At 32.0% G+C, this 23284-nt stretch carries 23 protein-coding genes and 1 riboswitch; of the genes, 14 read left to right on the forward strand and 9 right to left on the reverse strand.

Translation table 11 applies throughout. The annotated features are described in order from the left end of the window. Window positions 1-25 precede the first annotated feature (25 nt). A riboswitch (cobalamin riboswitch) is annotated at window positions 26-254 on the forward strand. An 89-nt stretch (window positions 255-343) separates the two neighbouring features. Beyond that, window positions 344-2224, forward strand: a complete 1881-nt coding sequence (locus tag DFQ07_RS09245) for a TonB-dependent receptor plug domain-containing protein (protein WP_133536111.1) — start codon at window positions 344-346, stop codon at window positions 2222-2224. A 50-nt stretch (window positions 2225-2274) separates the two neighbouring features. Here the strand turns inward: DFQ07_RS09245 and DFQ07_RS09250 are convergent, their stop codons facing one another. Further along, window positions 2275-2688 (reverse strand): thiol-disulfide oxidoreductase DCC family protein, encoded by a 414-nt coding sequence (locus DFQ07_RS09250; protein ID WP_133536113.1) that lies wholly within the window; start codon window positions 2686-2688, stop codon window positions 2275-2277. Window positions 2689-2835: 147 nt separating this feature from the next. Here DFQ07_RS09250 and DFQ07_RS09255 point away from each other — a divergent pair, with 147 nt between their 5' ends. Genes DFQ07_RS09255 through DFQ07_RS09270 form a run of 4 tightly spaced genes read left to right on the forward strand, consistent with a single transcriptional unit; the run spans window position 2836 to window position 7133 of the window. Beyond that, the gene (locus DFQ07_RS09255) at window positions 2836-3540 is read left to right on the forward strand and encodes an ABC transporter ATP-binding protein (RefSeq protein ID WP_133536115.1); all 705 of its coding nucleotides are present in this window, start codon (window positions 2836-2838) and stop codon (window positions 3538-3540) included. 2 nt (window positions 3541-3542) lie between these two features. Further along, a complete protein-coding gene (locus DFQ07_RS09260) occupies window positions 3543-4772 on the forward strand; it encodes an ABC transporter permease (RefSeq protein WP_133536117.1) in 1230 nt (409 codons plus the stop codon). A gap of 2 nt (window positions 4773-4774) precedes the next feature. After that, window positions 4775-5992 carry an ABC transporter permease gene (locus tag DFQ07_RS09265; protein ID WP_133536119.1) on the forward strand — a complete coding sequence of 406 codons (1218 nt, stop codon included), beginning with the start codon at window positions 4775-4777 and terminating at the stop codon, window positions 5990-5992. A 34-nt stretch (window positions 5993-6026) separates the two neighbouring features. Further along, complete coding sequence (locus DFQ07_RS09270; protein ID WP_133536121.1) at window positions 6027-7133, forward strand: efflux RND transporter periplasmic adaptor subunit; 1107 nt, start codon at window positions 6027-6029, stop codon at window positions 7131-7133. Window positions 7134-7395: 262 nt separating this feature from the next. Here the strand turns inward: DFQ07_RS09270 and gcvT are convergent, their stop codons facing one another. After that, window positions 7396-8478, reverse strand: a complete 1083-nt coding sequence (gene gcvT, locus DFQ07_RS09275; protein ID WP_133536123.1) for a glycine cleavage system aminomethyltransferase GcvT — start codon at window positions 8476-8478, stop codon at window positions 7396-7398. Between the two features lie 168 nt (window positions 8479-8646). Here gcvT and DFQ07_RS09280 point away from each other — a divergent pair, with 168 nt between their 5' ends. From DFQ07_RS09280 to DFQ07_RS09290, 3 genes are all read left to right on the forward strand, one after another. Then, entirely contained in the window at window positions 8647-10275 is a 1629-nt protein-coding gene (locus DFQ07_RS09280) for an aminopeptidase P family protein (RefSeq protein WP_133536125.1), read from the forward strand. Between the two features lie 77 nt (window positions 10276-10352). Then, window positions 10353-10898 (forward strand): TlpA family protein disulfide reductase, encoded by a 546-nt coding sequence (locus DFQ07_RS09285; protein WP_133536127.1) that lies wholly within the window; start codon window positions 10353-10355, stop codon window positions 10896-10898. 18 nt (window positions 10899-10916) lie between these two features. Next, the gene (locus tag DFQ07_RS09290; RefSeq protein ID WP_133536129.1) at window positions 10917-11138 is read left to right on the forward strand and encodes a VF530 family protein; all 222 of its coding nucleotides are present in this window, start codon (window positions 10917-10919) and stop codon (window positions 11136-11138) included. Between the two features lie 12 nt (window positions 11139-11150). On the opposite strand, the gene DFQ07_RS15590 is transcribed toward DFQ07_RS09290, so the two are convergent. Beyond that, window positions 11151-11318, reverse strand: a complete 168-nt coding sequence (locus DFQ07_RS15590; protein ID WP_166627760.1) for a hypothetical protein — start codon at window positions 11316-11318, stop codon at window positions 11151-11153. On the opposite strand from DFQ07_RS15590, the gene priA reads away from it, so the two are divergent. After that, entirely contained in the window at window positions 11310-13754 is a 2445-nt protein-coding gene (gene priA, locus DFQ07_RS09295; RefSeq protein ID WP_133536131.1) for a replication restart helicase PriA, read from the forward strand. The two genes, DFQ07_RS15590 and priA, sit on opposite strands and share 9 nt — an antisense overlap. 147 nt (window positions 13755-13901) lie before the next feature. Here priA and DFQ07_RS09300 read toward each other — a convergent pair whose 3' ends face one another. The 6 genes from DFQ07_RS09300 to ruvX all read right to left on the reverse strand — a co-directional run bounded on the left by DFQ07_RS09300 (window position 13902) and on the right by ruvX (window position 18451). After that, the gene (locus DFQ07_RS09300; RefSeq protein ID WP_133536133.1) at window positions 13902-14759 is read right to left on the reverse strand and encodes a hypothetical protein; all 858 of its coding nucleotides are present in this window, start codon (window positions 14757-14759) and stop codon (window positions 13902-13904) included. Window positions 14760-14873: 114 nt separating this feature from the next. After that, window positions 14874-15599, reverse strand: coding sequence for a (S)-benzoin forming benzil reductase (locus DFQ07_RS09305; RefSeq protein WP_133536135.1), 726 nt, complete (start codon window positions 15597-15599; stop codon window positions 14874-14876). 569 nt (window positions 15600-16168) lie between these two features. Beyond that, window positions 16169-16948: a nucleoside triphosphate pyrophosphohydrolase gene (mazG, locus tag DFQ07_RS09310; RefSeq protein ID WP_133536137.1), complete on the reverse strand. Its 780-nt coding sequence runs from the start codon at window positions 16946-16948 to the stop codon at window positions 16169-16171. A gap of 3 nt (window positions 16949-16951) precedes the next feature. Then, window positions 16952-17374, reverse strand: coding sequence for a DUF5606 family protein (locus tag DFQ07_RS09315; RefSeq protein ID WP_133536139.1), 423 nt, complete (start codon window positions 17372-17374; stop codon window positions 16952-16954). A 26-nt stretch (window positions 17375-17400) separates the two neighbouring features. Beyond that, complete coding sequence (def, locus tag DFQ07_RS09320; protein WP_133536141.1) at window positions 17401-17985, reverse strand: peptide deformylase; 585 nt, start codon at window positions 17983-17985, stop codon at window positions 17401-17403. 55 nt (window positions 17986-18040) lie between these two features. After that, window positions 18041-18451, reverse strand: coding sequence for a Holliday junction resolvase RuvX (gene ruvX / locus DFQ07_RS09325; RefSeq protein ID WP_133536143.1), 411 nt, complete (start codon window positions 18449-18451; stop codon window positions 18041-18043). Window positions 18452-18569: 118 nt separating this feature from the next. Here ruvX and DFQ07_RS09330 point away from each other — a divergent pair, with 118 nt between their 5' ends. From DFQ07_RS09330 to DFQ07_RS09350, 5 genes are read left to right on the forward strand one after another with little or no spacing between them, the layout of a single operon-like run. Beyond that, entirely contained in the window at window positions 18570-19385 is an 816-nt protein-coding gene (locus tag DFQ07_RS09330) for a 2,3,4,5-tetrahydropyridine-2,6-dicarboxylate N-succinyltransferase (RefSeq protein ID WP_133536145.1), read from the forward strand. 10 nt (window positions 19386-19395) lie between these two features. Beyond that, a complete protein-coding gene (locus DFQ07_RS09335) occupies window positions 19396-20295 on the forward strand; it encodes an ATP-grasp fold amidoligase family protein (RefSeq protein WP_133536147.1) in 900 nt (299 codons plus the stop codon). A gap of 23 nt (window positions 20296-20318) precedes the next feature. Next, window positions 20319-21260: a Stealth CR1 domain-containing protein gene (locus DFQ07_RS09340; protein ID WP_133536149.1), complete on the forward strand. Its 942-nt coding sequence runs from the start codon at window positions 20319-20321 to the stop codon at window positions 21258-21260. Further along, complete coding sequence (locus DFQ07_RS09345; RefSeq protein WP_133536151.1) at window positions 21257-21811, forward strand: L-threonylcarbamoyladenylate synthase; 555 nt, start codon at window positions 21257-21259, stop codon at window positions 21809-21811. The genes DFQ07_RS09340 and DFQ07_RS09345 overlap by 4 nt, the downstream gene beginning before the upstream one ends. Window positions 21812-21815: 4 nt before the next feature. Beyond that, on the forward strand, window positions 21816-23240 hold the full coding sequence (locus tag DFQ07_RS09350; protein WP_133536153.1) for a CCA tRNA nucleotidyltransferase: 1425 nt from the start codon (window positions 21816-21818) through the stop codon (window positions 23238-23240). Window positions 23241-23284: the final 44 nt, after the last annotated feature.

Consider the following 23284-nt stretch of genomic DNA (forward strand, 5'->3'; position numbering starts at 1 on the left):
TATTTTCTAATAACAATTTTTAAACTACATTTGCGCCGATTTTGGTTTTCTAGTAGTATTCTACTACAAGAAATTAAAAGGGAATTTGGTGCAAATCCAAAACTGTTCCCGCAACTGTAAGTTTATGCTGAACGAAGTTCAGTACCTTAACAAAAGGTTGTTGTAAATTACTTTATACCACTGTTCAAACAAAGAATGGGAAGGTTTTACAACGATAAATAAGTCAGGAGACCTGCCAACATCACAATAAGAGTAAAACTTTCGGGACAAAAGTTTATGTACTTAAAACTTTTTTCGTACAAAAAATTTAGCCTGATTAATTGTAAAAATTAAATCATTAAAAATGAACAAACAATTACTAATTGTTGGTGCGGTCGCGCTATTATTTGCGAGCACAAAAACTTTTGCTCAAGAGCAAGAAAAAACGGAAGAGTTGGACGAAGTTGTAGTAACTGCTACAAAAACGAAGACCAATAAAAAAAATGTAGGGAAAATAGTTTATAAAATAACTTCAAAGCAACTAGAAGAAAGAGTAGGGAAAACTTTAGTTGAAGTTTTAAATGAAATTCCTGGTATTGAAATTAATGGAGCTCAAAGTAACAGAGGTCAAAATTTAGGAGTATACATTAGAGGGGGAAGAAACAAGCATGTTGCTGTGTTGATAGACGGAGTGAACATCAATGACCCTTCATCAATTGCAGGAGATTTTGATTTAAGACAATTAGATTTAAATCAAGTTGAATCGATTGAGGTTTTAAAAGGAGCTTCATCAGTATTATACGGTTCTGGAGCAGCTACAGGTGTTATCAATATTATCATGAAGAAATCGTCAAAGAAAGAATTTGGAGGTACTTTTACGACATCGGTTGGTAGTAATAGATCAGCAGAACATAATAAGTTTGCTGCAGATGAACTTGAAGCTAATTTTAATTTTAACGGAACAATTGATAAAGTAGATTATTTATTAGGAGTAAACTCTAATAATTCATCAGGATTATCTTCTATTGAAAATGCAGATGAAAACAACCCAAATAAAGAAGACAAGTTTTATAGACAAAATGCATTGTTAAAAATTGGATACAAGGTTGATAGTAGAGTAAGAATTGGGCTTGAAGGAAGCTTTAATAAATTCTATAACGAGTTTGATTCTAGTTATCCAGCAGGAGATGCTGATTATTTTGCTGAAACAGAACAAAAAAGGGCTGTTTTTAGTACAGATTTTAACTATTCTAAAGGAGAGTTAAAAGCAAGAGGTTTTTATACAAAAATAGATAGAAACTCTACATCATCAAGCAACAGCATCTTTAAAGGAGAAGTTTACGGTTTTGATGTATTTAACAACTATAAAGTTTTAGAAGAACTTTCATTTGTACTAGGGGTTGCTGGTCAATACCAAGATATGTTTCAAGATACTGCTTATGGAAATATAGAAGAAGGAACAGCAAAACAACACTATTACGACCCTTATTTATCAGCAAACTATAATACTGATTTTGGATTGAATGTAAATGCGGGTGTTCGTATGAATATGCATAATGAATATGGTAATAACTTTGTTTATAATGTGAACCCTTCATTTAATTTTGAGGTATCTGAGCAAAGAAACTTAAAAATATTCGCATCATATAGTACAGCTTTTATTACTCCGACATTATCAGAGATTTTTAATAAAGATGATAGTGTAGATGAGTTAAACCCAGAAAAAGATTTTACTGTTGAAGGAGGTTTTGAATTTGATATTTTAGATAATTTAATGGTAAATGCAACCTATTTCTACAGAGAAGAGACTGATAAAGTAGTATGGAGTGGTGGAAAATATTTAAATAATGATGGAACTTATAATTTAAAGGGAGTTGAAGCAATCTTATCTTATAAACCAATAAAGGACTTAACTTTATCGGGTGACTATACCTATGTTAACATTGAAGGAGGAACAAGTTTAATAAATTTACCTAAGCATAAGTTTGGAGCCAGAGCAAATTATAATATCAGCCCTAAAACTTTTGTAGGAGCTACTTATAGATACACAAGTGAAAGAGAAACTTTTGGAGATGTATTGAGTTCTTATGATGTAGTTGATTTATTTGTGAATCACAAAATTTTAAAAGATAAAGTGACTTTATTTGGAAATGTAACTAACTTATTGAATGAAAACTTCCAAGATGTTAGCGGTTATACAGCTCGAGGAAGAAACTATAAATTAGGGTTAAGAATTCAGTTTTAATTCGTTTATATATTAAATGCAAGATCCTCCTTAATTTAAGGAGGATTTTTTTATATAAATTTATCTCTAATATCTTTTGAAGGAATCATACATTCTTCTTTTTTACCAAACCATTTGTACCGGTTTTTAGCAATAAAATCATACATTATATTCCTCAAACCCTCAGGAAATAACCAAAAAAACTGAGTTAATTTCCAGACACCGCCCAAAGCATTCATAATTTTTAAGGCTGCAGACGACTTGATATCGTACGAGACATTGGGTTCGTATAAAATGATAGAATCTACTTTTGAAGTATCTATACCCAAATATTGAGTAATTTCTTTTCCTATGTCAGATTGAAGAGAAGTAAATACAAACTGATTTTTCGTGTCATATCGTATAATTTTTAGCACACTATCATTACAAAAATTGCAGATACCATCAAACAAAATAATTTTTTTATCTCTGGGTAGTTTGTTCATTTGTAGTGTTTTATAAAAAATAAAAGATTAAATTGTAACATTAACCAAAATTAAGCGTCTTGTAAGAAAGTAAATAATGATTTAACAATAATTTAGTAACAATTAGAAATATCAGTATTTATTTTTATCTAAAAATTAACTAGCATTATGATTCGAATAGAAAATCTTCATAAATCTTATCCAATAGGAAAAGACTCACTTCATGTTTTAAAAGGGTTAAACTTACATATAAAAGAAGGTGAATTTGTATCCATAATGGGATCTTCAGGTTCTGGAAAATCTACCTTATTAAACATTGTAGGTTTGTTAGATACTCATGATGAAGGGAAATACTATTTAAATGGGCAGTTAATTGAAAACTTAAATGAAAAAAAAGCGGCTGTACTTCGTAACAAATTTTTAGGGTTTGTTTTTCAGTCATTTAACCTAATCTCTTATAAAACAGCTTTAGAAAATGTTGCATTACCATTGTATTATAAAGGAGTTGCTAGAAAAGAACGATTAGAAATAGCTTTAGAATATCTTGATAAAGTAGGTTTAAAAGAATGGGCAAACCATTTACCTAATGAACTTTCTGGAGGTCAAAAACAACGTGTAGCAATAGCGAGAGCATTGGTAACGAAACCAAAAGTGGTATTAGCAGATGAGCCAACAGGGGCGTTAGATTCTACTACAACAGATTCGGTAATGGACTTACTAAAAGAAATTAATGATGAAGGAATGACTGTTTTTGTAATAACACACGAAGAAGAAGTAGCTGCACAAACAAATAGAGTTGTGCGTTTAAAAGATGGAGTTATTATCAGCGATGAGTTAACACAAGTCGAAACGAAAACAGCTAAAGCAATTTAATTATGTTTGATTTAGACCGCTGGAGGGAAATATTTCAAAGTATTAGTAAAAACAAACTGCGTTCGATTTTATCGGGGTTTACGGTAGCTTTTGCGATTTTGCTATTTACATTACTGTTTGGTATCGGTAATGGACTTCAAAATACATTTAAAAATGAGTTTGCTAAAGATGCAATTAACTCAATATATATATGGCCAAATAGTACAACCAAGGCATACAAAGGGCATCAAATAGGAAGAAGAATTCAATTTACAAATGATGATTTTAATTTTTTAAAAGAAAAATATTCTGATAAAATTCAAATGATTAGTCCACGATTGCAAAGAAGTGTAAAAGTGGTATATAAGACTGAAGAAGATAATTATACTTTAAGGGGAGTATACCCTAAATATGATATACTTGAATCTGCAGAAGTTACAGAAGGACGATTTTTAAATATTAGAGATATAAAAGAAAAATCCAAAGTTGTTGTGATTGGAAGAATGGTTGAAAAAGATTTATTCGGTCAAATTAGTGCATATGGAAAGCAATTGAATATTGGAGGTATCATGTATAAGGTTATTGGAGTTTTTTCTGATCCAGGAGGAGACGGTGATGAACGCTTTATTTATACTCCTTTTTCTACAATGCAACAAATTTATGGGAATAATGATCATGTGGATGAATTTGGAATGACATACAATCCAGAGTTAAGTATTGATGAAGCTATTGCGTTTAGTAGTCAAATGCATAGAGAGTTAAAGAAAAAACATGAAATAGATCCTAATGATCAAAGAGGAATACGAGTACATAACTACGCTTCTGAAAACAAAGAAGTAACTGGAATGATGGTAGGGTTAAGTATATTAATTTTAATTATAGGCTTTGGAACCTTAATAGCAGGAGTGGTAGGGATAAGTAATATTATGGTGTATATTGTTAAGGAGAGAACTAAAGAACTAGGAATACGAAAAGCAATTGGCGCAACTCCTGGAGCTATAGTATCTATGATCATGTTAGAAGCTATTTTAATCACTGCAATATCAGGTTATTTTGGGTTGATTTTAGGTGTTGGAATATTAGAAGTAACAGGACCTAGCTTAGAAAAGTATTTTATTCTTAACCCAGGAGTATCTACTCCAGTAGTGGTAGGAGCTACGATAACTTTAATCTTAGCAGGAATGATTGCTGGATATTTACCAGCAAAAAGAGCAGCACAAATTAAACCAATTGTAGCACTAAGAGCAGATTAATTATGAAGTTTTTATTTGATTCAGATACTTGGCAAGAGATTTACGGTAGTATTCGTAAAAATAAAACAAGAACAGTAATAACTATTTTTGGAGCGTTTTGGGGAATATTATTGTTAGTAGGGCTTTTAGGAGCTGCAAAAGGAATTGAAAACGGGTTTAATAGCATGTTTGGTGATTTTGCTACTAATAGTGTTTTTATGTCTGGTAGTAAAACTTCTAAACCTTTTAAAGGCTTTCAAGAAGGCAGACAAATAGATTTAACTACAAGGGATGTAGAAAAAATTAGAAGTGAAGTAGAAGGGGTAGAATTTGTAGTACCAAGAAATGTAACAGGAAGTCAAGTCGTATATGGTTTAAAAACAGCAAACCTAACAGTTTTTGGAGATTATCCTTTATTGGATAAAGTACAGAAGAAAAAGTTAACAGCAGGAAGATTTATAAACCAACAAGACATAAATGAAAATAAAAAAGTTTGTGTAATCAGTACAGAAGTGTACAAGCAGTTGTTTGATAAAAATGAAGAAGCACTAGGTTCATATGTCAAAATAAACAATATTGGTTATATGGTAATTGGTGTATATAAGCCAAGTAGATTTGAAGGAACAAACAATATACACATTCCTTTTAGCACTTTTAAATTAGTGTATAATCAAGGAGATAAATTTAGGTGGATGGTTATTACAGGAAAACCTGAATATGATATAGAACAAGTAGAATCTGATGTAAAAGTGTTGTTAAGTAGCTTACATAAAATTCATCCTGATGATAATAGAGCCTTTAGAGGGTTTAATTTAGGAAAAGAAATAGCTAAAGTAACAGGATTTCTAACCGGAATGCAATTTTTAACGTGGTTCGTAGGGATAGCAACTTTAATAGCGGGAGTTTTTGCTATTGGAAATATTTTATTAATCACAGTAAAAGAGCGAACTAAAGAAATTGGTATACGAAGAGCTTTAGGAGCAACGCCAAGAAAAATAAGACAGCAAATTATTTTAGAATCTGTTTTTCTAACATTATTGGCAGGATCTTTAGGAATCATAGCAGGAGGTTTGATATTAATGGCAATAGATGCAGCTGATTTATTAACGAATCCAACAGTAGATATTCCAATAGTATTGATAGCATATACTGTTTTAATAGTATTAGGAACTTTAATAGGTTTTATACCAGCTTACATGGCAACAATAATTCAACCAATAGAAGCATTAAGAGAAGAATAAAAAAATCAATTAACAAAAAAATAAATAGATACAAATGAAAAGAATTATCATTTTCGGAGGAATAGCGTTAGCATTAATTGCAGTGTTAATATGGTTTGGAAAGAAAAACAGCGCATCTCCAATTGAATATGAAACAGAAAAACCTTTCAAGGCTAATATTGTAAAAAAGAGTGTAGCAACAGGAAAAGTGATTCCTTTAGAAGAAGTTGAAATTAAACCACAAATAGCAGGAATTATAGATGAAATTGTAGTTGAAGAAGGAACTATAGTTAAAGCAGGTGATTTATTAGCTACAGTTAGAGTTGTTCCTAACGAGCAATCATTACAAAGTGCAAAAGGAAGAATTAATTCTATACAAATTCAATTGAGCAATGCAAAAACTCAATATGATAGAAATAAGAGCTTGTTTGATAAAGGAGTAATCTCAAGTAAAGAATTTGAAGCTTCAGAGTTATCATATAATCAGGCTAAGATAGACTTAAGAAACGCTCAAAATGATTACCAAATTATCAAGAAAGGGTCAGCTGGGTCTTCAGGAGCCAATACGAATATTAGAGCAACTACTTCAGGAATGGTAGTAGAAATCCCAGTAAAAAAAGGATATCAAGTTATTCAGTCTAATAATTTTAATGCAGGAACAACAATTGCAACGATTGCAGACATGACTAAAATGATTTTTGAGGGACAAGTAGATGAATCAGAAGTAGGAAAATTAATAAAAGGAACAAATATTGAAGTAGCTTTAGGTGCTATTGAAGATAAAAAGTTTCCAGCAGTTTTAAATTTTATAGCGCCTAAAGGAACCAATGACGGAGGGGCTGTTCAATTTAAGATAAAAGCTGATGTTAGTTTAGATGAACAATATTTTATTAGAGCTGGTTATAGTGCTAATGCAGAAATTGTTTTAGCCAAAAAAGATAGTGTGCTATCAATTAAGGAAGCTTTATTACAATTTGATAGAAAGACAGAAGAACCTTATGTAGAGGTGAAAGTTGGTGATCAAAAATTTGAAAAAAGAGATGTCAAATTAGGTATATCTGATGGAGTAAATGTTGAAATTTTAGAAGGAGTCTCTGCAGATGATGATATAAAAATATGGAATAAAGTATCTAAAGACGATGAAAAGAAGGGGAATGATTAATCGTTAAATACGATTAGTAATAAAAGCAGCTCTTTTTGAGCTGCTTTTTTCATTTAAGACTCTAAATTAAACACTTATACCAAAAATGTGTCGTTTAAGGAAGTCAAATATTTAAAAGCATTTTTATAATAGATATTTGAAATACTCAGAAGAGAAGCTGAGTATTTAATTTAATTTTATAGAAAAAATTAAATTATTTTAAGGGGAAATAAAAAGCAGCTTTAAAAGGCTGCTTTTTTTTATGGTACTATGTTTCTTTATTTTATCCTTTGTAAAAAGGTAATTTAACCACTTTTGCAGGAATTTGTTTCTTACGAATCTGGATAAAAATATCACTATCAATTTTAGAGTTTTCAATAGTAACGTATCCTAATCCAATTCCTTTTCCTAGAGAAGGACTCATAGTTCCTGAAGTAACACGACCAATGTTGTTTCCTTCAGCATCAACAATTTCATAATCATGACGAGGAATACCACGTTCTGTCAATTCAAAAGCAACTAACTTACGAGAAACACCTGCTTCTTTTTGAGCTTTTAGCTCTTCAGCATTTACAAAGTCTTTCGTAAACTTAGTAATCCAGCCTAAACCAGCTTCTAAAGGAGAGGTAGTGTCGTCAATATCGTTACCATATAAACAATACCCCATCTCTAAACGTAAGGTGTCGCGAGCTGCTAATCCGATAGGTTTAATTCCCCAATCTTTACCAGCTTCAAAAACCTTATTCCAAAGTTGTTCAACATCTTCATTTTTTACATATACTTCAAATCCACCAGAACCTGTGTATCCAGTTGCTGAAACTACTACATTTGGTATTCCAGCAAAGTCAGTAATTTCAAAAGTGTAAAATTTAATAGTCGATAAATCTACCGATGTTAACGATTGCATAGCTTCTGCAGCTTTTGGACCTTGAATAGCTAACAACGACCATTCTTCAGAACGGTTTTCCATTTCAACTTTTAAATCGTTGTGTTTAGAAATCCAGTTCCAATCTTTTTCAATATTAGAAGCATTCACTACTAACATATATTCATTTTCTGCAATCATGTAAATAATTAAATCATCTACAATTCCGCCATCATTATTTGGCATGCAGCTATATTGTGCTTTACCCGGAGTTAATTTAGAAGCATCATTAGAAGAAACTTTTTGAATTAAAGCTAATGCATTCTCTCCTTTTAAAAAGAACTCTCCCATATGGCTAACATCAAAAACACCGACTCCTTTTCTAACGGTTTCGTGTTCAGCAGTTACTCCTTCGTATTGTACAGGCATATTGTAACCAGCAAAAGGAACCATCTTTGCTCCTAAAGCCTCATGTACATGTGATAAAGCTGTATTTTTCATTATTGTGTATTGTTTGTTTTAAAAAAGTGATGCTAAAGTATTGAAAAATTAGCAAACAATATGGGCGAATCTGTGTAATATTATAAGACAATATTACCTAAATGTTTGTTAATATTTTCTTTATTCTACGATAGAATACTAAATTTGAGAGTAACAAATTTTATTACTATGTTAAAAAAAATACTATTTGCTTGTTTCTTACTAAATATGTGGGTTATTGTATTAGCACAAACTCCTACAGATTATTTATCAGCCGATTTTCATAAAGAGCGAAGAGCAATTTTACGATTAAAAATGCCTAAAAACTCTATGGCAGTTATTTTCGCAAACCCAATAAGAAATAGAGCAAATGATGTAGATTATGTGTATCATCAAGACCCTAATTTTTATTATTTAACGGGATTTAGAGAGCCTAATGCAGTATTGATTATATTTTCTGATAATCAAAAAGATGCTGAAGGAAATAGTTACAATGAAATAATATATGTACCTAAAAGAGATTCAATGTTTGAAATGTGGAACGGGAAGCGTTTAGGGGTTGAAGGAGTGAAAAGAGAGTTAGGATTTGCGATGGCAAAAACATCAGAAGAATTTGCTACGGATGCTATTAATTTTAAAAGTTTTGATAATGTTCACATATTAAAATTTAGTGATGATTACAGTAACTCTTTGAGAGATAATGGAGAAATTTACGATTTAGTAACAGCGTTTAAAGATCAGTCTGGATATCATGATATGAAAATTAAGAATCCTAACATTCAATATATTCATAAAGCTATAGCAAATTTACCTGATGCGAAATTAGGAGAAGTAGCAAAGAACTTATCACAAAGCTTAGAAATATATCCAGAATATAAAGAAGATACGTTTATTAAAGCATATATCTCAGCAGATAATGATGGGTTGAGAAAAGAGCTAAAACAAAAAATTAAATTAGATCTTAATAAAAGAGAAACGAACATAGATTTTAAGTTTTTACAAACGGCACTTGCCGAAATGCGAGAAGTAAAAACTATAGAAGAGTTAAAATTATTAACTAAGGCTGTTCGGATATCTGCAATAGGGCAAATAGAAGTAATGAAAGCTATGAAACCTGAGATGTCGGAGACTGAAATTCAGGGAATTCATGAATTTGTCTACAAAAAATATGGTGCTGAGTATGAAGGATACCCATCTATAGTTGGTGCAGGAAATAATGGATGTGTTTTACATTATATTGAAAATAATAAAACTAAAGTAGGAAAGGATTTGGTTTTAATGGATTTAGGAGCAGAATATAGAGGCTACACAGCAGATGTGACTCGTACCATTCCTGCTAACGGAAAGTTTTCACCTGAACAAAAGGCTATTTACGAATTGGTATTAAAAGCTCAAGATGCAGGAATAGCCGCATGTAGAGAAGGAAATCCTTTTTGGAAACCCAATGTAGTTTCTAAAGAGATTATAAATAAAGGCTTATTAGATCTAGGAATAATTAAATCATTAGAAGAAAAACACATGTACTTTCCTCATGGTACTTCTCATCATATTGGGTTAGATGTTCATGACCCCGGAACATACGGTGTTTTTAAAGAGAATATGGTTATTACGGTAGAACCGGGAATTTATATTCCTGAAGGAAGCCCTTGTGACAAAAAATGGTGGGGAATTGCAGTTAGAATAGAAGACGATATTTTAATTACAAAAAACAAACCTGTAAACTTATCAGCTGAAGCTCCAAGAACCGTTGAAAATATTGAGAAAATGATGGCTAAAAAAAGTGTTTTAGACGAGTTTGTATTGCCTGAATTAGATTGATAGAGAAAACACTTACAATTTGTAATACAATAATATTCAAAACGACAAATAGCATCGTTTAATTTAAAAGAAACTACATGAAATTCAACAGTAAAACAATTTCAAATATTGTATTTGTCATTATTATTGGCTTGTTATTATATCCGCCAACAAAAGTCTATTTTATTAGATTGGTTTCGTTTTCACCTTCAACTATTACAGAAGAACAAAGAGAAGAGCTAGTAGACCATAACTGGAATTTAAAAGGGTTAAATACGACCAATATAGATTTTAATGAAACAAAGGATAAAGTAGTTTTTGTAAATTTTTGGGCAACTTGGTGTCCGCCTTGTATTGCAGAAATGCCAAGTATTCAAAAACTATATGACGATTACAAAGGCAAGGTTGAATTTATATTTGTTAGTAATGAAGATTGGATAACAATTGATGCTTTTTATAAAAACAAAGGCTACGATTTACCAACCTATAACATTTTATCAAAAGTTCCAGATCAGTTAGTAAGCAATTCAATTCCCGCAACGTTTATAATTGATAAAAACGGAACTATTGTTGTAGATAAAAAAGGACCAGCCGATTGGAATAGTGATAAAATTAGAATTTTGTTAGACGAATTACTACAATAGAATATTTACCTTTGTAGCATGAGTCAAGAACAACCAAACAATCCGCTTCACGGAATAAAACTAGCCACAATTTTAGAAGAATTATACTTAGAGTATGGTTGGGAAGAAATGGGAGAAATGTTGAATATAAATGCATTTAAAAAGAATCCAACCTATAAATCGAGTTTAAAGTTTTTAAGAACAACACCTTGGGCAAGAGCCAAAGTAGAAAAGTTGTACTTAGAAATGATAAGTATTTGATAATTTATTACCTTAGAAACAATCCTTATTTTTCCATTCTAACGAAGCCATAAATACATAAGTTTTGGTGTTTATAATGTACTCATTTTTGTGTAGTTTTGATTTTAGATGAAAAGGTAATATTGAATATCCTAAATCACTTTTACCAACAGCCCTAGAAATAGAAGAATAATGCCACATTTTATTGACGTTATATTACCAATTCCATTACAGAAAACATTTACCTATTCGGTAACTGAAGCAGAAGCTTCTTTTTTAAAAAAAGGAATGCGTGTGGCTGTTTCTTTCGGAAAAAGCAAGATTTATACTGCCTTGGTGTTCAATATTCACCAAACTGCACCCGAAGTATACGAAGCCAAAGACATTCATCAAATATTAGATGAACGTCCGATTGTAAATGAACGTCAGTTACAGCATTGGCAATGGCTTTCGAGCTACTATATGTGTTCGTTGGGTGATGTGTATAGAGCAGCCTTACCTTCAGCATTTTTGTTAGAAAGTGAAACTATTATTTATAAAAATGAGGAATTTACTGAAGAAACTATTTTAACCGATGATGAGTTTTTAATTTTTGAAGCCCTACAGCATCATTCGCAATTAACCATTCACCAGGTTTCGGATATTTTAGGTAAAAAAACAGTGTTACCAACCATTAATGGCTTAATAGAGAAGAGTGCGGTATATATTAAAGAAGAAATTTACGAAACGTATAAACCTAAGTTGGTAAAATATGTGCGTTTGCACAACAACTATGCCTCAAATGAAGGCTTACAAACACTTTTAGAGGAACTTTCAAGAGCTAAAAAGCAACGAGAAGCTGTATTGACATATTTTCAATTAGCAGCGGCTAAAAAGCCGATAAAAGCAAAAGATTTAGAAGAACAATCGGGAGCTTCTTCTGCAGTTTTAAAAGCCTTGGTAGAGAAAGATATTTTTGAATTTTATCATATTCAAACCGATCGAATCAATTACCAAGGAGAAACGAATCAGATTAAAGAGCTTAATGAATTTCAACAGGAAGCGTTTACGCAAATAAAAACTTCTTTTGAAACTCAAAATGTAAGTTTGTTACACGGAGTTACAGGATCTGGTAAAACGGAGATTTATGTAAAATTGATAAAAGAAGTGATTGCTGAAGGAAAGCAAGTGTTGTTTTTATTGCCCGAAATAGCTTTGACCACGCAAATTATTACCCGTTTACAAAACTATTTTGGAAATTTTATCTCGGTATTTCACTCTAAATATTCCATGAACGAACGGGTAGAAGTGTGGAATAATATATTGGAAAATAAACCGAAGGCGCAAATTATTTTAGGAGCGCGTTCTTCGTTGTTTTTACCATTTTCAAACTTAGGGTTGATTGTAGTTGATGAAGAGCACGAAACGTCTTACAAACAATTTGAACCGTCACCACGTTACAATGCGCGTGATGCTTCGGTAGTATTAGGTCATTTACACCAAGCAAAAGTATTGTTAGGTTCTGCAACACCATCAATAGAGAGTTATTTTAATGCTGAGCAAAACAAATACGGATTTATAGAATTAACGCGTCGTTTCGGAAACATTCAGTTGCCTAAAATCGAGCTGATAGACATTAAAGAAAAGCATCGAAAAAAGGAAATGAATGGTCATTTTTCGGATCGTTTACTAAAAATGATTACCGAAGCGTTGGAGGAAAAAGAACAGGTTATTTTATTTCAAAACCGACGTGGATTTTCGCCTGTGGTAGAGTGTACTACTTGTGGAGTTTCTCCTCAGTGTCCGAATTGTGATGTGAGTTTGACTTATCATAAATTCCGTAAGGAGTTAAAATGTCATTATTGCCATTACCAACGTGCAATGCCGAATAGTTGTGGCGCTTGTGGAAGTGCTACGTTAGACACCAAAGGTTTTGGAACGGAGCAAATAGAACTCGAGTTAAAAGAGCTATTTCCAAATCATACTATTGGACGAATGGACTTGGATACCACGCGCGGTAAATATGGGTATCAAAAGATTATTGGGGCTTTTGAAGCGCAAGAAATTGATATTTTGGTAGGAACGCAAATGCTTTCTAAAGGATTGGATTTTGAAAATGTATCGTTGGTAGGAATCTTAAATGCAGATTCTATGCTAAACTTTCCTGATTTTAGAGCGCATGAGCGTGCTTTTCAGTTGATGGTACAAGTATCGGGTAGGGCAGGACGTACCAAAAAACAAGGAAATGTAGCGATACAAACCTACAATCCGTATCATCAGATTTTGCAGCAGGTATCTACTAACAATTATACAGAAATGTATAAAGAACAGTTACAAGATCGTTGGCAGTTTCATTACCCGCCATACTATCGTTTGATAAAAATTACGCTAAAACATAGAGATTACACGCGTGTAGATAACGGTATCAATTGGTTAGCCAAAGCTTTACAGAATGTGTTTCATGAAAATGTATTAGGACCTACAGCACCTGCGGTTTCTCGTATTCGAAACCAGTATATTAAGAATTTAGTGATTAAAATTCCGCCAAAACAATCGTTGGGAAAAACCAAAGAGCAGCTACAAAAAATTAAAAATACTTTTGAAGTGGTTAAAGATTTTAGACCCATCCGTTTTATTGTGGATGTGGATGCGTATTAGAGAGTTTTGCTAATGGGTATTGTTTATGATACCTTGAGTGGCTTAACATCTATTTAAGTAAACAAATACGAGTTAGAGAAAATTCAGAAGGAATTTCCAATGTACTAGCGAAAGTAATTAATTATACACGGTGTTGGAACCAGTATTTTATAATCCTCCTTTTTTATAAACCTTAAAATCTGAAATCATATCGAAAGGAATATCATAAGTGTTAAATCCTAAAGATTCTTCATCACTATCAATATTCCAACAAACTTTTATAAGATTTGTGTTTTTTTTCTTATTCCCAATAAACATTTCTATGTTTTCTATAGCATTTTCAATTTCCTCTTTTTGAAGATTATAAATATAACGTTGAATATCAAGAATTGATAATGATAAACTGGCAATTAAAGGTCTCAAATCTATATCATCTTCCAATTTCATTAAATCTAGGTGAACTTCATCAAATAGTCTTTTTTCTTTTTGAAGTGTTTCTAGATTTACTGATAAGATGATTTTTCCAGTCATTTTTTCAGGATTTTTTATATTTTTTTCTGCTTCAAAAGATAATCCTTGAAGGGGAAACCCTAAATGAACAATATAGTTCCTAAATTTTTTTAAGAATCTAAATGGGAAATTTTCTTCTGTATGTTTTTTTATGAGAAGATTGAGGTTTGTATATTCATTTGAATTTCTACCATATTTTTTAGACAAAAAGTATTTCCCATTATCCAGAAAAGAAGTAAAAGAAGACAGTAAATTCAAAACTATTTTATTCGCATTGAGTAGCAAATCAGAGTTTGTCAATTTTATAATATCAATTCCATTTACGGGAATATTTGATAGTTTATTCATAAAATCAGAGTAATCAATTCCGTTTAATTGAAGATGTTTGAAAATAATAAGTTGCTTATGTGCATTTTTTATTATTTCGCAATCTGATTTTAAGTGTTCAAAAGCCTCTTCAGTTAAGTTTTGAAAAGGTTCTATTTTCGTATTTTCAAATGTATACAGTTTGTACAACTCAATTTCGGTTTATATTGGTGTTGACTCGTTTAAGAAAAAATGAATCCATTTTAATGGTTTATATTCAATAACAGACAAGTTACTAGAAAGTAATTTATAATCAAATTATTTTCAAAAATTCCGAATATCCACAATATCCCCATTTTTAAGTTTGTTTTGGATGTCTATGGTAAAAATGGTTTCAGCAACATATTCAGGAGTGTACAACTGGTCGTTTTCTTTTAAATCGATAAAACGTTGTACGTTTTTAAAATCTTTTTCATCGGTACTTCTAATATCAGTTTGCATATTGGTATCTACCACACCAGGGTAAATAGCATTGCATTTTACGCCATTTTTAAGCTCGTTTTGTTCCGCAGCAATGGTTTTGGTCATCATATCAATCGCAGCTTTAGACGTACAGTAAATACTCCAGCCTTCATACGGTTTTACCGCAGCTCCAGAAGAAATACTAATGATTTGCTTTTTACAGTTTAGGTGCTGTGTGGCTTTGATAAACAAACTCGACAAAATCAGCGGAGTAGTGGTGTTTAAATGAATACTCTTGGCAATATCTTCCGAAGGAATATTTTCTAGGTTAGCAATAACGCCTAAGCGTCCCGCGTTATTCACTAAAGTAATAGAGGTAACGTCCAGTTCTTTAATTTCATCTAGCAGCATTTTAAACGTATTGTGCGTTACTTTGGTGTCTGATAAATCAACAGGTACCTGTGTAACATTTTGCAAATCAGCAATACTTCTCGATAACGAGTATACTTTGTAGTTTTCTTGTGCATATTTTTCGGCTAAGGCTCTACCAATTCCTTTACTGCCTCCGGTGATGATAATGATGTTCATAACAGTAAAAATAAGGAAATATAAGTAAACGTCATAGCGAGGAGTGATAACGACGTGGCTATCTCAAAGTCGACATAAAGATTGCTTCACTGTGTTCGCAATGACGATTGTGATTTGTCATTACAAGGAATGAAATGACGAAGTAATCTTTTAGTAGGGAGTGAGGTACTCAAAAGAATGAGATTCCTCATTTCATTCGGAATGACGGTTACAAGTTGTCATTTCGAACCAAGCGATAGCGAAGTGTGAGAAAACTCAGGATTCAGCAGAGTTAAATCTTATAAAGGAGTATTTGTAACTCTAAAAGGTATCTGTGACTTCATTGAGATAGATTCCTCCTTTTGGTCGGAATGACGAGGAACGTTATAGCGAGGAGTGGTAACAACGTGGCTATCTCATAGTCGACACAAAGATTGCTTCACTATTGTCCGCAATGACGGTTGCTAGTTGTCATTTCGAAGGAGGTACGACTGAGAAATCTTATAATTGATTGTTTTTGACTTTAAAAGGTATCCGTAACTTCATAGGGAGAGATTCCTCCCTTCGGTCGGAATGACGTATAGATTAGATTATTTGAAGAATTCCTTAGAATTTTCCCAATGTACATCCATTTCAGCGAGGGTCATATCAGAAAGTTGTTTCCCTTCTTTTTTAGCCGCTTCTTCTAAGTATTGAAAGCGATTGATGAATTTTTTGTTGGTTTTTTCCAGTGCATTTTCAGGATTCACTCCAATAAAACGAGCGTAGTTAATCATGGAGAACAAAACGTCTCCAAATTCTTTTTCTATTTTCTCTTGATTGTTGTTTTTGATTTCGTCGTTCAATTCAGAAAGCTCTTCTTGAACCTTTTCCCACACTTGATGTGGCTCTTCCCAATCAAAACCAACGCCAGCAACTTTATCTTGAATGCGGCTTGCTTTTACTACCGCAGGTAAACTTTTAGGAACCCCTTCTAAAACCGACTTTTTTCCTTCTTTTAGTTTTAGTTTTTCCCAGTTTTGTTTTACTTCTTCTTCATTTTCAACAACTACGTCACCATAAATATGTGGATGACGGTCAATTAATTTGTCAGAAATTGAATTGGCAACGTCTGCAATATCAAAAGCCTGTTTTTCGCTACCTATTTTAGCATAAAAGACGATGTGCAAAAGCACATCGCCTAGTTCTTTTTTTATTTCGTCTAAATCGTTGTCTAAAATAGCATCTGCTAATTCGTAAGTTTCTTCAATAGTTAAATGACGCAAACTTTGTAGGGTTTGTTTTTTATCCCACGGACACTTCTCACGAAGGTCATCCATAATGTCTAACAAACGATTAAAGGCGGCTAACTGTTGCTTACGAGTATTCACGATTTAGGCTTCTTCTGCAGTTGTTTCTTCAGCTTCAACTAAGGTACTAAAATCAAAGTTAGCTTTTGCTAACGTGTTGTACCACTGAATTACTTTTTTAATGTTAGAAGCATATACGCGTTCTTGATCAAAATCTGGTAAAACCTCTTCAAAATACTCCGTTAATTTAGCAGCACTTTCTTTGTGAGAGATTGCTTCTTTACCATCTTCTTTATCAGAAATGTTTTTAAATACACGCGCTAAAGATACTTCTTCATCATATGTATAAATAGCAATGTTTTCTAATAAACTTACATTGTGAGTAGCTGTGATAGGAAAGCGTTTACCATCAACAACCGATTTTACGATAACGCCTGTTTTGGTTTGTGATAAAATTTCATATAAACCTGGTTTACCAGTAACAGCTATAATTTTGTTAAATTCCATGTCTTACTGTTTTAGTGTGTGTATTATTATTTCTTAGCATTTGGAAAACGCATACGATACCCCGCATTTACTTTTCCTTTCGAAATGTTCTCTAATTTCTTTTTAATTAATCTTTTCTTTAAAGAAGAAAGTTTGTCGGTAAACAAAATACCCTCAATATGATCGTATTCATGTTGAAAAACACGTGCAGGTAATCCGCTTAAGGTTTCTGTGTGTTTTTCAAAATTTTCATCTTGATATTCAATAGTAACGGTTTCTTGACGAAACACATCTTCATTAATGGTAGGAATACTTAAACATCCCTCGTTAAAAGCCCATTCATCACCTTCTTCTTTAATGATTTTTGCATTGATGAATACACGATTAAAGTCCTTAAAGTAATTTTTCTCTTCTTCACTTAAATCTTCATCTTCAGCAAAAGGAGAAGCATCGATTATAAATAAACGAATATCCTTTCCTATTTGTGGAGCCGCTAAACCAAGACCATTTGCATTGTACATGGTTTCTCTCATATCGGCAATTAGTTTTTCTAACTGCGGATAGTCTTTATCGATTTCTTTTCCTACTTTACGTAACACGGGATCTCCGTATGCAACAATGGGTAAAATCATCTACTTTTAATTTTTAAGAGTGCAAAAATACAAAGAAAGCTCTGTGTTAGAAAATTTATTTGTTGTACAAATACGATTGTAAGATAATTGTAGCGCTAATTTCGTCTACTAAAGCTTTATTTTGTCGTTGTTTTTTCTTTAAACCGCTATCAATCATTGTTTGAAAAGCCATTTTTGAAGTAAAACGCTCATCAACCCGTTTGATAGGAATAGAAGGGATTGCTTTTTCAAGTTTTTCTAGAAAAGGAAGAATAAGAACTTCACTTTCACTATCAGAATTGTCCATTTGCTTAGGCTTACCAACTAAAAAGAGCTCTACATTTTCTTTTTGGGTATAGTCTTTTAAAAATGCTAACAATTCAGAAGTGTTTACTGTAGTTAATCCTGATGCTATGATTTGAAGCTCATCAGTAACAGCAATTCCCGTTCTTTTTTTTCCAAAATCTATGGCTAGTATTCGCCCCATTAAAAAGTTTTTTACAAAGGTAGCTAAATTAAACAAGGAAGAAATATCTGTTTAAAAAATGTATCTTCGCAGTATATTTTGAAAGCAGTTTTATTTTTGCTGAAAATTTAAATTTAAGATGACAGAATTACAATCAATTATAGAAAAAGCGTGGGATAACCGCGATTTGTTAAAGGAAGGAACTACTATAGACGCTATTAGAAAAGTAGTGGATTTATTAGATGCTGGAGATTTACGTGTTGCTGAGCCAACTGACAATGGATGGCAGGTAAATGAATGGGTGAAGAAAGCAGTAGTGTTGTATTTTCCAATTCAAAAAATGGAAACTTTAGAGGCTGGTATTTTTGAATATCACGATAAAATTCCATTAAAAAGAGGTTATGAAGCGAAAGGAATTCGTGTGGTGCCTAATGCAGTAGCACGTCACGGAGCTTATATTTCAGCAGGAACTATTTTAATGCCAAGTTATGTAAATATTGGAGCTTATGTTGATGAAGGAACCATGGTTGATACTTGGGCAACAGTAGGTTCTTGTGCACAGATAGGTAAAAATGTTCACTTATCAGGAGGAGTAGGAATCGGTGGAGTGTTAGAACCTTTACAAGCAGCACCCGTAATTATTGAAGATGGTGCTTTTATAGGATCTCGTTGTATTGTTGTTGAAGGAGTTAGAGTAGAGAAGGAAGCTGTTTTAGGAGCGAATGTGGTATTAACGATGAGTACTAAAATTATTGATGTTACAGGTGATGAACCAGTTGAAATGAAAGGAGTTGTTCCTGCACGTTCTGTGGTAATTCCAGGAAGTTATACTAAAAAGTTTGCAGCAGGAGAATATCAAGTACCTTGTGCTTTGATTATAGGAAAACGTAAGGAAAGTACTAACAAGAAGACTTCGTTAAATGATGCTCTAAGAGAGTATGATGTAGCGGTTTAATAAAATATAAATGAATAAATCAGTGCTACGCTTTTTAAGAAAGCTTACTTTTTTGCCTCAAAAAACGTTTTTACCCTTTTTGTACGAATACTATACAGGGAAAAAATTGAATTTGAAAAATCCGCAAGAGTTTAATGAAAAAATTCAGTGGTTAAAAGCATTTTATCAACCAAAAATATTGAATATTTTGGTTGATAAATATGCCGTTAGAGAATACGTTTCAGAGAAAATAGGAGAGGAATACTTGAATGAACTATATGGTGTTTACGATTCGTTTTCTGAAATAAATTTTGAGGAGTTGCCTGAGAAATTTGTCTTAAAAGCAGTACATGCAAGTAGTTATAATCTTATTTGTACGGATAAAAGCAAGTTAAATTTAAACAAGGTAAAAAAGAAAGTAAAGAAGTGGCAAACCGCAAATCAGTATTATAGAACAGGACAAGAATGGGCCTATAAAGATGTGAAACCTAGGTTGATTGCGGAAAAATACCTTAAAGATGAAGAAAGAGATTCTTTAACAGATTATAAATTTTATTGTTTTAATGGTAAAACAACTTTTCTTGAAGTTCATCTAGACAGGGCAGACAATCACAAAAGAGCCTTTTACGATTTTGATTTTAAACAATTGCCTTTTAGGTATGTTTCTTTAGAAAAATCTATTAACGAAGAAATCCACAAGCCAGCAACATTAGAAAAAATGATAGAACTTTCTGAAAAGCTATCGGTTGGTTTTCCTTTTGTCCGAGTGGATTTTTATTCTGTAAAAAATAAAATTATTTTCGGAGAGATGACTTTTTATCCTTCTGATGGAAGAAAAGATTTTTATCCTGAAGAATACAATAAAAAGATAGGTGATATGATTAAATTACCTGACTTAAAAGGGAGAAAAGTCATTACAGAAATAGAGTAGAGTTAACTTATTTGAAAAGGAATATGCAAATAGATGCAGTAATTACTTGGGTTGATGGTAAAGATGAGCTTCATCAACAAAAAATGTTACCTTATTTAGAAAATAAAGAGGTAGTTAGTAACAAAAATTTTAGAACCAGATTTGACCAAGTAGAAGAGATTAAATTCACAGTTAATTCAATTATAAAGTTTGCACCATTCATTAGAAATATTTTTATCGTAACGGATAATCAAACGCCGAAGTTTCTTAAAAATAAACGAGAAGGAGAATATACCAATGTTTTTGTGGTTGATCACCAGCAGATTTTTAAAGAAGATATTGAGTTTTTACCAGTTTTTAATTGTCGACCTATAGAAACAAAACTCTACGACATTCCAAATTTATCAGAACATTTTATCTATTTTAATGATGATATGTTTTTATTGAAGGAAGTAAAAGTTTCAGATTTTTTTATTGATGGTAAACCAGTAGTTAGAGGAAAATGGTTAAAATTCAATGAAAACATTTTCTACAAACGTTTATTCAATTCAGAAAAGAAAAAGAAACGAGCAGGACATAAAAAAGCACAAGAAATGAGTGCTAAGTTGGTCGGTTTTAAAAAATATTACAAGTTTCATCATACACCTTACCCTTTGAGAGTTTCTACATTCAGAAACTTTTTTAAAGAAAATAAAGAGATTGAAAGACTCAATATAAAACATAAATTCAGAGATTCAGAACAATATACACCACAAGGATTGGCAAATCATATTGAAATTAAAAACAAAACAGCGGTTTTAAAAAATGATTATCAACTAGTGTATTTTCAAAACTATAAAAAATCTTTTGTTTGGTTAAAATATAAATTGAATACGTTAACTAAACGAAAAGATAAGTTGTTTTTAAATATGCAGAGTTTAGATCAATGCCCTAAAGACAAACTAAATTATGTGCTTAATTGGTTAGAAGAAAGGTATACGTTATGAATATATTAGACGATATAATAAATAACTTAAAGGCAAATAAAACGATTCTTTATCCAACTGATACAGTTTGGGGACTAGGTTGTGATGCAACTAATGAAAGTGCTGTTAAGAAAATTTACCAATTAAAAAATAGGGAAGAATCGAAGAGTCTAATTATTCTGGTTGATTCTATTGAGATGTTGCAAAACCATGTTGAAAATATTCCTAAAAAAGCTTTAGAGATTCTAAAAAAAGCAGAAAAACCTACAACTATTATTTATAATAACCCAAAAGGATTGGCAGCCAATACAATTGCGTCTGATAATACGATTGCTATTCGTATTCCAAAGGATGAGTTTTGTATTCAGTTAATTAAAGAATTTGGAAAACCTATTATTTCTACTTCGGCAAATGTAAGTGGAGATCCCACACCAAAATCATTTTCAGAAATTAGTGAAGCAATTTTAAAGAATGTAGATTATGTGGTAAATTTGCACCAAGAAAAAGTAGCAGAAAAGTCTTCAACCATTTTAAAAATTGAAGGTGATGATGTTATTGTGATTAGAGAATAATTGTATGCAAGAACAATATTTTAAGGAAGCAATTTCCGCAGAAATATTTCAATATATATCCCAAGCAGCTAACGAATTACAACTAGAAAGCTATGTAATTGGCGGGTTTGTACGTGATTTTATTTTAGAACGAGGAACAGCCAAAGACGTTGATGTAGTGGCAGTAGGTAGCGGTATAGAGTTAGCTCAAAAGGTAGCAGGATTACTACCTAATAAACCTAAAGTTCAGGTGTTTAAGACATACGGAACAGCAATGTTACGTTTTCAGGACGTAGAAATAGAGTTTGTTGGGGCGCGTAAAGAGTCGTATTCTGAAGATAGTAGAAACCCTGAAGTTTCAGAAGGAACTTTACAAGATGACCAAAACCGAAGAGATTTTACGATTAATGCACTAGCATTGAGTTTAAATAAAGATGATTTTGGATTGTTACTTGATCCTTTTGGGGGAATTGCAGATTTAGAAGCAAAAATTATTAGAACTCCGTTAGATCCAGATATTACTTATTCTGACGATCCGTTACGTATGATGCGTGCTATTCGATTTGCTACTCAATTAAATTTCAAAATAGAAGAACACTCACTAAACGCAATTACAAAAAATGCTTCTAGAATAGATATTATTACTCGCGAGCGTATTGTAGTTGAGCTGAATAAAATTTTAGAATCTCCAGTACCTTCTCTAGGTTTCTTGTTATTAGAAAAAACCGGGTTATTAGAGAGAATTTTACCAGAGTTAATTGCTTTAAAAGGGGTAGAAGAGGTAGAAGGACAAAAACATAAAGATAATTTTTATCATACTTTAGAAGTAGTTGATAACATAGCTAAAAATACTGAAGATGTCTGGCTTCGTTGGTCAGCATTGTTGCACGATATAGGTAAGGCACCAACCAAACGTTATCACAAAAAAATAGGTTGGACTTTTCATTCTCACGAATTTGTAGGTTCAAAAATGGTGCATAAATTGTTTAAACGCTTAAAAATGCCATTGAATAATAAGATGAAATTTGTTCAAAAAATGGTGATGTTAAGCTCTCGTCCGATAGTTTTAGCAAGTGAAGTAACTGATTCTGCTGTTCGTCGATTAATTTTTGATGCAGGTGATGATGTAGAGTCATTGATGACTTTGTGTGAAGCAGATATTACGACTAAAAATCCGAAGAAATTTAAGCGTTATCATAAAAATTTTGAAATTGTTCGTGAAAAAATTAAAGAGGTAGAAGAGCGCGATAGAGTTCGTAATTTCCAACCTCCAATCACTGGAGAAGAAATCATGAAAACTTTCAACTTACAACCTTGTAGAGAAATTGGTCAGATAAAAGAAGCAATAAAAGAAGCTATCTTAGATGGTAAAATTCCAAATGAGCACGATGCTTCGTATCAGTTTATGTTAGAAAAGGGAGCACAATTAGGATTAAAATTGAATCAATAATAAAGAAAGATAATAAATAAATAAAAAAGAGAAGCATTAGCTTC

It is taken from the genome of Tenacibaculum caenipelagi, from assembly GCF_004363005.1.
GTDB classification, from domain to species: Bacteria; Bacteroidota; Bacteroidia; order Flavobacteriales; family Flavobacteriaceae; genus Polaribacter; species Polaribacter caenipelagi.

Coding starts and splice junctions, on each gene's coding strand:
- DFQ07_RS09245 (WP_133536111.1), top strand. CDS start 344: ATGAACAAACAATTACTAATTGTTGGTGCGGTCGCGCTATTATTTGCG.
- DFQ07_RS09250 (WP_133536113.1), bottom strand. CDS start 2,688: ATGAACAAACTACCCAGAGATAAAAAAATTATTTTGTTTGATGGTATC.
- DFQ07_RS09255 (WP_133536115.1), top strand. CDS start 2,836: ATGATTCGAATAGAAAATCTTCATAAATCTTATCCAATAGGAAAAGAC.
- DFQ07_RS09260 (WP_133536117.1), top strand. CDS start 3,543: ATGTTTGATTTAGACCGCTGGAGGGAAATATTTCAAAGTATTAGTAAA.
- DFQ07_RS09265 (WP_133536119.1), top strand. CDS start 4,775: ATGAAGTTTTTATTTGATTCAGATACTTGGCAAGAGATTTACGGTAGT.
- DFQ07_RS09270 (WP_133536121.1), top strand. CDS start 6,027: ATGAAAAGAATTATCATTTTCGGAGGAATAGCGTTAGCATTAATTGCA.
- gcvT (WP_133536123.1), bottom strand. CDS start 8,478: ATGAAAAATACAGCTTTATCACATGTACATGAGGCTTTAGGAGCAAAG.
- DFQ07_RS09280 (WP_133536125.1), top strand. CDS start 8,647: ATGTTAAAAAAAATACTATTTGCTTGTTTCTTACTAAATATGTGGGTT.
- DFQ07_RS09285 (WP_133536127.1), top strand. CDS start 10,353: ATGAAATTCAACAGTAAAACAATTTCAAATATTGTATTTGTCATTATT.
- DFQ07_RS09290 (WP_133536129.1), top strand. CDS start 10,917: ATGAGTCAAGAACAACCAAACAATCCGCTTCACGGAATAAAACTAGCC.
- priA (WP_133536131.1), top strand. CDS start 11,310: ATGCCACATTTTATTGACGTTATATTACCAATTCCATTACAGAAAACA.
- DFQ07_RS15590 (WP_166627760.1), bottom strand. CDS start 11,318: ATGTGGCATTATTCTTCTATTTCTAGGGCTGTTGGTAAAAGTGATTTA.
- DFQ07_RS09305 (WP_133536135.1), bottom strand. CDS start 15,599: ATGAACATCATTATCATCACCGGAGGCAGTAAAGGAATTGGTAGAGCC.
- DFQ07_RS09315 (WP_133536139.1), bottom strand. CDS start 17,374: ATGGAATTTAACAAAATTATAGCTGTTACTGGTAAACCAGGTTTATAT.
- def (WP_133536141.1), bottom strand. CDS start 17,985: ATGATTTTACCCATTGTTGCATACGGAGATCCCGTGTTACGTAAAGTA.
- ruvX (WP_133536143.1), bottom strand. CDS start 18,451: ATGGGGCGAATACTAGCCATAGATTTTGGAAAAAAAAGAACGGGAATT.
- DFQ07_RS09330 (WP_133536145.1), top strand. CDS start 18,570: ATGACAGAATTACAATCAATTATAGAAAAAGCGTGGGATAACCGCGAT.
- DFQ07_RS09335 (WP_133536147.1), top strand. CDS start 19,396: ATGAATAAATCAGTGCTACGCTTTTTAAGAAAGCTTACTTTTTTGCCT.
- DFQ07_RS09340 (WP_133536149.1), top strand. CDS start 20,319: ATGCAAATAGATGCAGTAATTACTTGGGTTGATGGTAAAGATGAGCTT.
- DFQ07_RS09345 (WP_133536151.1), top strand. CDS start 21,257: ATGAATATATTAGACGATATAATAAATAACTTAAAGGCAAATAAAACG.
- DFQ07_RS09350 (WP_133536153.1), top strand. CDS start 21,816: ATGCAAGAACAATATTTTAAGGAAGCAATTTCCGCAGAAATATTTCAA.